The following is a 12,208-nucleotide window of genomic DNA, read 5'->3' as shown; positions in this document are numbered from 1 at the left end:
GCTGGGAAACCCAATCGTGTCGAGACTTCGACTCCATTTCGAATGTTCACCTATTAGGTGAAGAACCCCGAGTGCAATATTTTGTTGATTGATCCAGTTTTCTTGGCAGCTTTGAACGCGTCTTTATCACGGATTCAGGTACATACTTTCGGTTCCATTTCATCAAAAAGGGGCTTTTGAGTCAGCACCCGTGTTCGTTTGTTGCAGCCCCTATGTCTCACACCAAAACACGCAGTACCCGAGCCGGTCGGCAAATTGCGCTGTCAGCTGCTGATGCTTCTGCCACATGCTTGCCATCTCCGGCGTCGTCGGGAAGACGATGACGGCCGGCGCCCCTTCGCCCGCCGCCTCCGCCGCCGTTTTGTAAAAGAAATGGCGGCAGCGGAATCCGTTTTGTTCAAGCGTTTTTTTCCATTCGCCGGGCGTCATCAGCCGCTTGAAGCCGTAGAACGCGGCGATCCGCTGCTGCTCGGCGGCGGTGAGCCGCTTATGGCATGCTTCGATGCCGATGAATGTGCCCCCTTTCTTCAGCACGCGGCAGATTTCATCAAGGGCAGCAGGCACTGAAACAAAGGCGAGCACCGATTCGGAAAGGACAAGATCAAACGTGCCGGCGGGAAACGGCAGCGATTCGACCGAAGCCTGGTGCAGGCGAACCGGAACCGCCATGGCACCGAAACGCTGCTTCGCCTTGGCGATCATTTTGGGATGGAGATCGATGGCCGTCACGTCCGCGCCGTACTGTCTAGCGATATACGCCGCTGTCTGCCCTGTGCCGCAGCCGACGTCAAGCACGGCGGTTGAGCGGTCAATATTAAGTTTACGTAAGATTTGTTTTGTCAACTCAAAACCGCCGGGGTGGGCGCCGTCAATCCCCATGTCCGCCAACCAGTCCAAATACGTCATCATGGCATTCTCTCCTTTTTCACTCAGTTGGTTTATCATATGCCAGAGAGCCGTTTTTTGTCTTTGAGCAAAAAAATTGGCTTGTCCCTATACTCATGAAAAAAAGCAATTTTGTTGCTATAGACCCAACCGCTATCAAGCTGGTACACTGATACGTGCAAGAACGAGAACGCTAGGTTGGTGAATGGAGTGGAACGGAAACAACGGGCGGAGGCTGGGGTGTTGTTAAGCCTCTTTATCTATCTTCTGCTGGCAGCCGGCAAGCTTTTGGCCGGGGCGGCAGCCGGATCGGACGGAGTGAAAGCGGACGGATGGAACAATTTGAGCGATGTGATGGCTTCCGTCGCTGTCTATATCGGCATGAAAATTGCCAAAAAACCGCGCGACCGCAATCATCCGTACGGACATTCGCGGGCGGAGAACATTTCGTCGCTGTTGGCCGCCTTTTTCATGATGTCCATCGGTATTGATGTGATTACAGACGGCGCCCGCACGCTTCTTGGCGGCGGGAGGGAGGCCGCCCCCGATTGGCTGGCGGCAGCGGTCGCCCTTGCTTCAGCAGCAGTGATGTTCATCATCTATGTCATCAATGTGCGGCTGGCGCGGCGGACGAACAGCATGGCGCTGGCGGCCGTAGCGAAAGACAACTTATCGGATGCACTCGTCAGCATTGGCGCCGCGCTTGGGATTGTCGGCGCGCATCTTGAGTGGGCATGGCTTGACCCGTTGGCGGCGCTCGTCATTGGTGTGCTCATTTGCAAGACGGCGTGGGAGGTGTTTATGGAAACGGCCCATGCGTTGACCGACGGGTTTGATGAAAGAAAGCTCGCCATTTACCGGCAAGAAATCGCTGCGGTCAGCGGGGTGCGCGATGTCGCGGATATTAAGGCGCGCATGCTCGGCGATGACGTTGTGCTCGAAGTAACCATCCGCGTCGATTCGCAGTTGACGGTAGTGAAAAGCCATGAAATTGCCGACGAGGTCGAGCGTTTAATGAAAAAACGGCATAACATCCGGGCGACGCACGTTCATGTGGAGCCGGAAGCGGTGCGCTGAGCGGAGGCCAAGCAAACGGGGGCGCGGCCGTCGCGCCCCAACCGCCTGCCGATCAAGAGGGAGGGATGGTCCTCCTTTTTTTTCGAATGCTGCCGTCCGATGGACGCTCCTGCTTTGTTAAGGCATCGTTCCATTCGGCGGACAAAAGCGGCTTTCGGCGGGCACGGGGCGGCGTTGCTGCGCCGATGTTCCGGCCGTTTTTTCGGCGGCCGGCGAGGAGTAGTTTTTCGGCAAACGGCAAACAATACGAATAAACGCATCAGTTAGAAAGGAGACTCGTGTATGGCCATCCATCCGAACCCCCGCTTGCCGCTTGGCGGAATATACGAACGGCATGCGCCGGCGGGCGGCCAGTCGTGCTGGCTTCATTTCACCGCCGCCGCCAAGCCGGATTTGGAACGGCTCCTCTCCTCGCTGTCGATTCATCCGCTCGCCCGAAAACGGCTTATAGGTGGAACAGACATTCCACTGGTCGATGAGTACGAAGGATTCCTTTTTGTATCGTTGTTTATCATCCGTCCGTCCGGCCGAACGGCAAACATTCGCCTGCTTGCCGCCGAGCGGCATATCATCAGTTATATGGATGAAGATGACCCGTTTATCGGCCATGTGAAAGAACGGCTGTTGGATCATCGCGATCAGGCGCTGTACCCTGGATATGTTCTTTACCATTTCCTGGACTTAGCCGTCGCTCGCTTTTTGCAGGTGATCGACCAAATCGCCGACCGCATTCAGGCGCTTGAGCGGCAAGTGTTTGCGACGCCGTTCGCCAATGAAATCGGGCGTGAAATTTACCGGATGAAAACCCATCTTCATGAGCTGCGGCAAGTGGCCGAAGCGCAGGAAGAGGCGATCAAAACGATCCGCCATGCCGAGCTGCCGTACATCAACGCGGAAACGAATCCATACATCGATGAGGTGGCCTCCCGTTTCACCCGCGTGCCGGCGGCGCTCGACGCGTTTAAGGAATCATTGTCCGCCATTTTCGATTTGCAACTGTCGCTCAAATCCGATCATATGAACGTCATTATGAAAACATTGACATTGGTGAGCGTCATATTTTTGCCGATGACGTTTATTGCCGGTATCTACGGCATGAATTTTTCGTTTATGCCCGAGCTGAAATGGCGGTACGGGTATCCGTTCGCCCTGCTGCTGATGGCGACCGTCGCCGTCCTCATTGCCCTGTATTTTAAGCGCAAAGGTTGGTGGGGGGAGACTGGGACGAAAGAAAAATAGGCGCCAGCTTGCAAAAATGGGCGTTGGCCCGGTCGTTTGGGCGGGCGGACGCATATGATGGTCCCATCAACGGGACCAAGGAGGTGTCCGCCATGAGCAGTTTGGTCAGCAGCGGTTATGCGCTCGTCATTGTTTTGTTCATTTTGTTGATTATTGTCGGTTGTGTATGTGTCGCCTGGTAGGAAGCCGGACGGAAAAGAAGGGGAAGACGGGTCAAACAGTGCGGCTAGTCGCCGACGATTAGTCTTCTCCTTGGTGTCTTTTTGTTCGGCGAACCGTTTACGCGAGCCCATTTGTACGCATTCAGCTGCATTTGGACGGCGCTTATCGTGTTTTCCGTTGTTCAAATCAAGCAAGCGCCAGGGCAGAAAAAATGGAAGCGAAGTTCGCTTAAAGCATAAAAGCGGTCCGAGAACGGGCCGTTTTTTTGTTTTTACGGCAAATACCTATTTTTGCCGAACCCCATAACCATTTTCCTCGTTTGTGAATAGTCTACTAGTACAAAAACAAAGGAGGTGTTGGTAAATGGGTGCAGCTTACGGCGGCGGATTCGCGTTGATCGTCGTTCTGTTCATCTTGTTGATTATTGTCGGATGCGCATGTATCGGTGGTTGGGTGTGCTAACGAACCCTACTTTCTAGCAAGGAGGTGACGAATATGACATGCGGCTTTTATGGCGGCTGGGGCGGCTATGGCTTCGGTTATCCGGGTTACGGCGGCTACGGCTACGGCTTTGTGCTGATCGTCGTTTTGTTTATTTTGCTTATTATCGTCGGGGCAACATGGTGCTAGGCGGATGATGGGCATGCGGAGGGAGACGGCCGGGCAACGGCTGTTTCCCCCGCTTTTTTTGTGAACAGGCAGGAACAACGAAAGGAAGTGGAGAAATCATAAACGATGAGAAAATGGAAAGCATATGGAGGACGGGGAAATGACACATATTGCAAAAGACATCGTCGCGACGTTTTCGATCGTCGCGTTCGATCCGGCGACCGGGGAGCTTGGCATCGCTGTTCAATCGAAATTTTTAGGCGTTGGTGCGGTTGTTCCGTGGGCGAAAGCGGGCGTCGGCGCCGTGGCGACGCAGTCATATGCCAACACGTCATACGGCCCACGCGGCCTCGAATGGATGGAACAAGGGAAAACGGCGCAAGAAACGCTTGAGTTGCTCGTTGCCGATGACAGCGAGCGCGATTTGCGCCAGGTCGGCATCGTGGATGCGAAAGGACGGGCAGCAACGTTCACCGGAAAAAATGTTACCCGTGGGCGGGCGGCATTACCGGACCGAACTATGCAGCGCAAGGCAATATTTTAGCCGGGGAGGAAACGGTGCTGGCGATGGGAAGAACATTCGAGCAGGCCAAAGGGCCGCTCGCCGAGCGATTGCTAAAGGCGCTTCAAGCTGGTCAGGCGGCGGGGGGCGACCGCCGCGGGCAACAGTCGGCTGCCTTGCTCGTTGTGAAAGAAAGGGGCGGCTATGGCGGGTACAATGACCGCTATATCGATTTGCGCGTTGACGACCACCCGCGGCCGATCGAGGAGCTCATTCGCCTGTATGAGCTGCGCCAGCTTTATTTTGAGAAACCGCGCCCCGAAAAAGTGGCTGTAATGGAAGGCGCGGTCAAGGAAGAGGCGGCTTTCCACTTGATCCGGCTCGCCTACTTGCCGAAAGAGCGCGCCGCCGACAGCGAGGCGCTTCACGAAGCGCTGAAAGCGTATATACATACAGAAAACTTTGAGGAACGCGAACTAGAAAAAGGGAAAATCGATCTTGACGTGCTCGCGTATATGAAACAGCAGCCGTCGCCGCAGGGGGAAAAATAAAAAAATAAAAACGATCACTGCATATGGTTGGTCAGGCGGATGAATGGCGTTGTATGAAAAGCGAAGGTGTCCCAAAAGGAGCGGGACACCTTTTCCTATGACTGCATATGCGCAGACAATGATTTATGCGGTGTTTCGGTTCAGGAAAAACAGCCCGTGTTTGGGCAGCGGCCGTTTAGGAGGCGAGCGGCGCACGCCCGCTGTCATGTCTGCGCCAAACGGCCCGCAGGCGAAAGCTGAGAAACAGAGCACCTGCTGCCAATCCGGCGATCAGGCCGATCCAATAGCCGAACGCTCCGGCGGCAGTCAAGAGAGCGAGCGCGCAGCCAAGCGGAAGGCCAATGCCCCACTAGGCGAGAAGAGCGGACCAAAAAACGGCGTTCACCTCTTTATAGCCCCGCAGCGCTCCTTGGATGGGAGCGGCGATGGCATCGGAAACTTGAAAGAAGATCGCATAGAGCAAAAATTTCCCCGTCAACGCCGCCACTGTCGGATCGTTTGTATACAGTCGAGCAACATCGCCGCGGAAGATGGAAAGAAACAATGCAGCGGCGGCAGCGGCCGCCAAGGCGAGGGTGATACCGATCAGGCAATATTGTTTGGCCGCTTCATAACGGTTGGCCCCAGCTTCAACGCCTACGGCGATCGTCAGCGCCATCGATAAGCTGAGCGGAATCATATACAACAAGGAAGCGAAGTTGAGGGCGCTTTGATGGGCAGCGACTGTTTCGGTGCCAAACCGGCCGACAAGCAGCGTCACCGCAGCGAAAATGCTCGTTTCAAAAAAGATGGCTGATCCGATCGGCACCCCGGTTTTCAGCAACTCTTTCCATGCGGCCCATGACGGACGGTAAAAACGGACGAGCACGCGATAGGGAGACAGACGGCGAAATTTCACCGCGGCAAAGGCAGCGGCCGCGAAGCAGTATGCGTACGTGATCGCTGTCGCATAGCCGGTGCCGATGCCGCCAAGGCGCGGAAACCCGCCATGCCCGTAAATCAACAGCCAGTTGAACAGCATATTGATCGGCAAGGCGGTGAGCGTAATCCACATCGTCACGTTCGTTTGCCCAAGTGCATCGATGAAATAGCGGAGCACAGAATAAAGAAACAGCGGGACGATCCCAAACGACAAGGCGCGTAAGTAATGAAAGGCGATATGCCGAACGTTTTCGTCCAAAGACATCTGTTTCAAGATCAACGGCACAGAAGCGGCGCCGGCCATGACAATGGCGGCAGCAAGCGCGACAGCCAAGTAGAGCGCCTGGGTGACGGCGCGGGCGATTGAGTCATGGCGTCCGGCGCCGAGATGATGCGAGACGATCGGGGACAAGGCGAGCAAAATGCCGCCGACGCCGGTCCACACCGGCACCCATAGGCTGGAGCCGATCGCGACGCCGGCAAGATCTTCGGCGCTCGCGTGGCCGGACATGGCGACATCGACAAAGTTCATGGCATATTGGCCCGTTTGCGAAACGAAAATGGGAAGAAACAAGGCGAACAGGCGCCGCCATTTGCCGTTGGGCGGAGCGGGCGTGGTCATAATCGTTCCCCCTTTTTCCATGATAAAGTGACACATTGTTCTAAATCATCAACCTCATCGTTTCCGAAGCCGGGATGGCCTCCCTCTTCGGAAGCAATTTACGACGAAAGAAACGGCGGTTGGCTGCAAAGCGGAAATTCGATCAAAAAACAAGTGCCGCGTGCATCGCTTTGCACTTTCATCGTCCCGCGATGCAGTTCGACGATTTTTTTCGATAACGACAGGCCGAGCCCAGTTCCCGTTTCCTTCGTTGAAAAAAACGGATCGAAAACATGGTCGATGACCGATGGCGGAATGCCGGGCCCATCGTCGCAGAAGCGAAGCTGGACGATATGGTTCACTTTCCGGCTGCTCACCGTGACATTCATCGTTTTGGCCACTTTGGCTTCCACAGCGTTGCGGAATAAGTTTAAAAACACTTGCAAAAGCTGGCGGCGGTCGCCGCTCATTTCGTAATCGTCCAGTTGTTCGTCGAGGTCAAAATGGACGTTCACACTGTGCAGCAACGCCTCGCTCTGCAGCAGAACGCCGACATCGTCGCGCAAAAAACGGTGCAGCCGGAACGTTTCCATCTTCACGTCCGCCGGCTTGGCGATGTTTAAAAAGTCGGTGATGATGCCGTTTGCCCGGTCAAGCTCAGGAATGAGCAGGCGTTCGACGAGCGAGGCGATCCGGTCTGGCAGCTCGGTTTTGAGCAGCTGCAAATAGCCGCGCACCGTTGTCAGCGGATTGCGGATTTCATGGGCGATGCCGGCGGCGATGCGGCCGGCGACGGCGAGCTTTTCCGTTTCTTTCATCATATTGAGCGACTGAAACATACTGATGACTCGTTTGATCGATCCGTCATCGTTGTAAATAAAACGGGTGTTGACGATGCCGTAAAATCGGTCGAGCACCTCGTGATTGTAGAGCGGCTCGCCTTTTTCAAGCGATTCGAGCGTTGCGATCAGCTCGTCAGGCAGCTTCAGCAGCTCGCGAATATGTTTGCCGATGATGGCGTCGCGCTCGACGCCCGTGTCAATGGCCGCCTGCAAATTGCAAAGCGTGATGATCCCTTTGTCGTCGACAAAAACGATATGGTGCGGCACGAGATCGAGCAGCGGCGTCAAAAAGGCTTCCACTTTTTCAAACGGTACGTCGCGATACAAGTCAATATCCCACTGCCATTTGGCTTCCTTTTCAAGGGACGGTGGAATGGTGCGAAGGTGCGGCCGGACGTCGCCGCGCTTTTTTTTCGATGGCGATTCCACTTTCGTAATCGGCAAAGGTGAACGGAAACGGAAGCGTTTCGATGAGCCGCTCATAAGCGCGCAGCTTTCGTTCGAGCTCTTCGATTTGCGATTGTACGAGTCGATCGTTCATCTCTTCAAACTCCTTAGCTGCATATTTCGTTTTTCATTTTACAAAAACCGCCATCCGTCGGCTATGGCGGACATCGCATCGATCCGACGGGAGGACGAAACGAATCGAAGCAACCGGGCGGTGCGGGCAGGAGCCGTCAATCGATGCCTGCCGTTTCCACGCGGGAAAGGAACTGGCTAAGCGCCTCAAGGGACGGAAAAGCAGCTTGCCCCTGCCGCTCGTTGCCGCCCCCTTTGCCGCCAAACAGGGCGGCTTGTTCTTTCAGCCAGTTCCCTGCATGGAGCAAGGAAGACGGTGCTTTGGCGATCACGGCGCGCCAATCGGAGGTGGAGGCGAGAAGCGCGGTTTTGCCATAACGGTCGGCGATCAGACGGGCGATCATTTGCAGTTCTTTTGCCCCATATTGGTCGTAACAGCCAATCACTGCACGTCCTGATTCGGCGGCGGCCCGTTCGGCTTCGACGGCAAAGACGATTGCCTCGTATTGGCGCAGCCGTTTTTCCCATTCTTTTTTCTCTTGTTCCCATTTTGCGATCACGTCGAGCAGCTGATCGCGGCTTGTCCCGAACCGACCTGCTGCCGTCTGCACGACGCGGTGGGTTTGCTGGTAGTCGGCAAGCGCCCGGCCGCCGCAAAGAAAGGAAAGACGCGTCATGCCGCGATGGCGCTCTGCTTTCAGCAATTTGATCACGCCGATTTCGCCCGTGCGTTTCACATGGGTGCCGCAGCACGCCGACAAATCGATCCATTTCATCTCGACAACACGGACAGAACCTTGGACATCGGGACGCTTGCGAAACGGCATCCGTTCTGCTTCTTCCGGCGTCACCCAATACGTCTCGACCGGGAGATTCGCGTAAATGAGTTCGTTGGCCCGGTTTTCCACTGCCAGCATGTCTGCTTCCGTCAGCGCACCCGCCGTGATGTCGATTGTGACAACCTCGCGCCCAAGGTGAAAACCGACTGTTTCGGCGCCGAGCTGTTCAACGAGTACAGCGGATAATAAATGTTGGCCGCTATGCTGTTGTGTATGATCGCGGCGCCGTTTCCTATCAAGGACGCATGAAACGGCGCCCATTCCCGGGTGGGCAGGAAGGCGGTGATACACTTCCCCGTTTTCGTCAAACACATCGAGCACCGGCAAGCCGGCGATCGTGCCGGAGTCAGACGGTTGGCCACCGCCTTCCGGGTAAAACACTGTTTCCGCCAAGGTGACAATGTATGTTTCGCCGTCTTGGCGGACGCTTGTCACCGTTGTCGTCCACACTTCAACATCCGGCGCCGTATAGTACAACTTTTTCGTCACAACCGTTTCATCCCTTCGTCTTACGAATGCTTTTCTTTCATATTAGCAAATTCCCTCGCGTTTGCCTATCGCCGATCTTTTTGGCCGCTTTTTCCCGTTGGCAATTGACTAAATCTATAGAACAATGTTCTAAATAAACAATATTCACAAGAGAAAAAGAACAGACCATAGACAGCTCTTCCCCTAGAAACACTCTGATGTTTTGAGACAAGTCCAACGTTCAAACGGTTTGACAAAGGAAGCGGGTTGCAGCGATGTTTGTTGAACATGATTTTATGCAACAAAACTATATGCTAAAAATAATCCAAAACCAACTAAAGAAAAGCAACATTTGTCGGTGATGGAATGTTTTGTATATAATAAAGCGGGGTGAACAAGAACCGGTCGCCCGATCGGAAAGGGTGGTTTGATGATGTTGACGTTAACAGACATTGAACAAGCGCGAGCGAAAATGAAAGGCATCGTCCACCAAACGCCGCTTGAGCATTCGCAGACGTTCAGCCGGCTGTCCGGCAATGAGGTGTATATGAAACTGGAAAATTTGCAAAAAACAGGTTCGTTTAAGGTGAGAGGCTCATTCAATAAAATTATGTCGCTCACGGAAGAAGAAAGGGCGCGCGGCGTCATCGCCGCCTCGGCCGGCAACCACGCCCAAGGGGTCGCCTACGCAAGCGGCATGCTCGGCATTCCTTGCACGATTGTCATGCCGAAAGGGGCGCCGCTCAGCAAAATTGAAGCGACGAAAAGCTACGGGGCGGAAGTCGTGCTGTACGGCGATGTGTTTGACGAGTCTTTGGAATATGCATTAGAGTTGCAACGTGAACGGGGGATGACATTTGTTCATCCGTTTGACGACTTGGCGGTGATGGCCGGCCAAGGGACGATCGGCTTAGAGCTGATCGAGCAGCTTCCCGACGTCGATGTCGTTCTTTGTCCGGTCGGCGGCGGCGGGTTGCTTGCGGGGGTGGCGCTTACGTTAAAACAGCTGAAGCCGTCGGTTGAAGTGTACGGCGTTGAGTCATCGGCTTGCCCCGGCATGACGGCGGCCATACGCCATAAACAGCCCGTCTCCATTGCCGCATCGAATACGATCGCCGATGGGATTGCCGTGAAAAAGCCGGGCAATATTACGTACCAATACATTGAGCAATACGTCGATGGCGTTGTATGCGTGAAAGAGGCGGAAATTTCGCGGACGATGCTGTATGTGCTCGAGCGGAACAAGCTGTTAATCGAAGGGGCGGCAGCTTGTCCGTTGGCGGCATTGTTGTATCAAAAGCTGCCGTTTCGCGGCAAAAAAATCGCCGCCATTTTAAGCGGCGGCAACGTCGATGTGACGCTCATTTCCCGCATCATTGAGCGGGGGCTTGTCGAAGCGGGCCGGTTTGTGACGTTTACAACGGTCATCTCCGACAAGCCGGGCCAGTTGAACAAGCTGCTGCGCATTATTGCGGAGCTTGAGGCAAACGTGATGTCGATTCACCATCAGCGCATCGGCGCCAAGGTGCTGCCAGGTCAGGCGGAAATTCACTTTTCGCTCGAGACAAAAAACGAAGACCACATTCAGCAAATCTACCAAGTGTTGTTGAAAGAAGGCTACGATGTACAGTTTTACCGATGAGCGCGCGATGGGAAAACGGTTTGTGTTTCGCCACTGTCTGTTAAGCAAACAGTGGAAAAGCCGTCTTCGAAATCATGTTCACAGGGCTGCCACATGAATACGAAACCATCATTTGCCCAACATAGCGGCTGTTCTTTATGACATGCAGGACAGCCGTTTTGTTTTGTCAATGCACGCGCGGCGCATCTTGCGGCCGCGTCGCGCCGAGGCCTTCGCGGGCCATTTTCGCTTTCAAGCTTTCCAGGACATACAAACCGAACATGCCAAGCAGCTCTTCATCAGTCATCTCACCAATCAGCTTGAGCACATCGCGGCGGCTAAGTTCATCTAAAATCGACATCGCCACCGCTTCGGCATCTTCTTCATCCCCGGTCAGTCGATCTTTATAGTATTCGTACAGATCGTCAATAAACTTCATCTGCACGGCCGCCCTGCTTTTGGAGGCAGCCTTCCTCCTTTCCTCACGGTCGGCCGAAGCCGGTCGCTCCCTGATCATCCCGCCATTGGCAACGGGTATACGTTATAGTATAATGGAAAAAATATCATTCGAAAAGCGGGGGAATTCTATGATTCGCCGGTTAACGGCTGAAGACCATCAACAAGTCTATTCGTTTTTGCGGCAAGATCCGTCGTTCAATTCTCATTGTCGGCGATGATCGTCGGTGTCTGAACGGATCAGGAGCATCGAGGGAAAGGGTATGCCAGCACCATCGTGGCGAAGCTCGTTTGCGATTTGCTCGCTGAAGGGAAGATGCCGTGCTTGTTTTATGACAACCCGTCCGCCGGTCGCATCTACCACCGCCTTGGTTTTCGCGATGTTGGGCTGTGGGCGATGTATCGCTAGCAACGAGAAGCGGAAGCTCCGCCGGCTTGCTTCTGTGCAGAAGCAAGCCGGCGTTTATTGCCCGTCCGCCCCGTTTGGCGTGACGCGGCGAATGTGCTCGTCGCCGCGCTCTTGCATCGCTTTTGCCTTGTCGTTGACGAGCTGTTTTTGGTCTACGATGGAAGAAGGTGTTTGTTTTTTGTTCGCCATATGGAATCACCTCAATGGAGACGATTTTGCGCGCTGAATGAACATGTCCGCATCTTCGATCAGCCCGCAGACGCCGCATTGGACGCGGTAGCTCGGGCCGCGGTACGGGAGATGGAACGGTTCGAGCGCTTCATTTGTGTATTCATGCTCGATGTCGCCGGTGTGCGGATCGAGCTTGACCGCACGCGGATGCTGCTCAATGAGATGAAACCGCGTCCGGTTCGTTTTGCAGTTTGGGCATAGCATCGGTTCCAATCGAAGCCACCTCCATCTTTATCATTTGAAAACATGGCGGCCATTATGTATCAGCAGGCCCTG

11 protein-coding genes and 5 pseudogenes are annotated in these 12,208 nt (G+C 54.5%); 9 read left to right on the top strand and 7 right to left on the bottom strand.

What is annotated here, in order from left to right; all coding sequences use genetic code 11:
• Window positions 1–210: 210 nt before the first annotated feature.
• The gene (locus tag IKE44_RS12670) at window positions 211–909 is read right to left on the bottom strand and encodes a class I SAM-dependent methyltransferase (RefSeq protein WP_049626109.1); all 699 of its coding nucleotides are present in this window, start codon (window positions 907–909) and stop codon (window positions 211–213) included.
• 174 nt (window positions 910–1,083) lie between these two features.
• On the opposite strand from IKE44_RS12670, the gene IKE44_RS12665 reads away from it, so the two are divergent.
• The 7 genes and pseudogenes from IKE44_RS12665 (at window position 1,084) to IKE44_RS12635 (ending at window position 5,025) form a co-directional block, all read left to right on the top strand.
• On the top strand, window positions 1,084–1,962 hold the full coding sequence (locus tag IKE44_RS12665) for a cation diffusion facilitator family transporter (RefSeq protein WP_049624273.1): 879 nt from the start codon (window positions 1,084–1,086) through the stop codon (window positions 1,960–1,962).
• Window positions 1,963–2,244: 282 nt separating this feature from the next.
• Window positions 2,245–3,201, top strand: coding sequence for a magnesium transporter CorA family protein (locus IKE44_RS12660; RefSeq protein ID WP_049624275.1), 957 nt, complete (start codon window positions 2,245–2,247; stop codon window positions 3,199–3,201).
• A gap of 92 nt (window positions 3,202–3,293) precedes the next feature.
• On the top strand, window positions 3,294–3,383 hold the full coding sequence (locus IKE44_RS12655) for a YjcZ family sporulation protein (RefSeq protein ID WP_080706518.1): 90 nt from the start codon (window positions 3,294–3,296) through the stop codon (window positions 3,381–3,383).
• A gap of 48 nt (window positions 3,384–3,431) precedes the next feature.
• Window positions 3,432–3,602, top strand: a pseudogene (locus IKE44_RS12650) (EamA family transporter RarD); the annotation flags it as partial.
• A gap of 124 nt (window positions 3,603–3,726) precedes the next feature.
• Window positions 3,727–3,825: a YjcZ family sporulation protein gene (locus IKE44_RS12645; RefSeq protein ID WP_080706517.1), complete on the top strand. Its 99-nt coding sequence runs from the start codon at window positions 3,727–3,729 to the stop codon at window positions 3,823–3,825.
• Between the two features lie 33 nt (window positions 3,826–3,858).
• Complete coding sequence (locus IKE44_RS12640) at window positions 3,859–3,993, top strand: YjcZ family sporulation protein (protein ID WP_080985683.1); 135 nt, start codon at window positions 3,859–3,861, stop codon at window positions 3,991–3,993.
• 139 nt (window positions 3,994–4,132) lie between these two features.
• A pseudogene (locus IKE44_RS12635) lies at window positions 4,133–5,025 on the top strand (DUF1028 domain-containing protein).
• A gap of 175 nt (window positions 5,026–5,200) precedes the next feature.
• On the opposite strand, the pseudogene IKE44_RS12630 reads toward IKE44_RS12635, so the two are convergent.
• From IKE44_RS12630 to IKE44_RS12620, 3 genes and pseudogenes are all read right to left on the bottom strand, one after another.
• A pseudogene (locus IKE44_RS12630) lies at window positions 5,201–6,568 on the bottom strand (MATE family efflux transporter).
• Between the two features lie 98 nt (window positions 6,569–6,666).
• Window positions 6,667–7,930: pseudogene (locus IKE44_RS12625) on the bottom strand (two-component system sensor histidine kinase NtrB).
• A gap of 136 nt (window positions 7,931–8,066) precedes the next feature.
• Entirely contained in the window at window positions 8,067–9,236 is a 1,170-nt protein-coding gene (locus tag IKE44_RS12620; RefSeq protein WP_049626107.1) for an alanyl-tRNA editing protein, read from the bottom strand.
• A 412-nt stretch (window positions 9,237–9,648) separates the two neighbouring features.
• Between IKE44_RS12620 and ilvA the strand changes: the two genes are divergently transcribed.
• Entirely contained in the window at window positions 9,649–10,857 is a 1,209-nt protein-coding gene (gene ilvA / locus IKE44_RS12615; protein WP_033015242.1) for a threonine ammonia-lyase, read from the top strand.
• 166 nt (window positions 10,858–11,023) lie between these two features.
• Here ilvA and IKE44_RS12610 read toward each other — a convergent pair whose 3' ends face one another.
• Window positions 11,024–11,281: a DUF6154 family protein gene (locus IKE44_RS12610; protein ID WP_080706515.1), complete on the bottom strand. Its 258-nt coding sequence runs from the start codon at window positions 11,279–11,281 to the stop codon at window positions 11,024–11,026.
• Window positions 11,282–11,494: 213 nt separating this feature from the next.
• On the opposite strand from IKE44_RS12610, the pseudogene IKE44_RS13800 reads away from it, so the two are divergent.
• Window positions 11,495–11,701 (top strand): annotated as a pseudogene (locus tag IKE44_RS13800) (GNAT family N-acetyltransferase); the annotation flags it as partial.
• A 54-nt stretch (window positions 11,702–11,755) separates the two neighbouring features.
• On the opposite strand, the gene IKE44_RS12600 reads toward IKE44_RS13800, so the two are convergent.
• Complete coding sequence (locus IKE44_RS12600; RefSeq protein ID WP_259463539.1) at window positions 11,756–11,890, bottom strand: hypothetical protein; 135 nt, start codon at window positions 11,888–11,890, stop codon at window positions 11,756–11,758.
• A 6-nt stretch (window positions 11,891–11,896) separates the two neighbouring features.
• Window positions 11,897–12,145 carry a hypothetical protein gene (locus IKE44_RS12595; protein ID WP_013145420.1) on the bottom strand — a complete coding sequence of 83 codons (249 nt, stop codon included), beginning with the start codon at window positions 12,143–12,145 and terminating at the stop codon, window positions 11,897–11,899.
• Window positions 12,146–12,208 lie beyond the last annotated feature (63 nt).

It is taken from the genome of Geobacillus sp., from assembly GCF_017515625.1.
GTDB lineage: Bacteria > Bacillota > Bacilli > Bacillales > Anoxybacillaceae > Geobacillus > Geobacillus stearothermophilus.
This window is presented reverse-complemented; position numbering and strand designations above follow the sequence as displayed.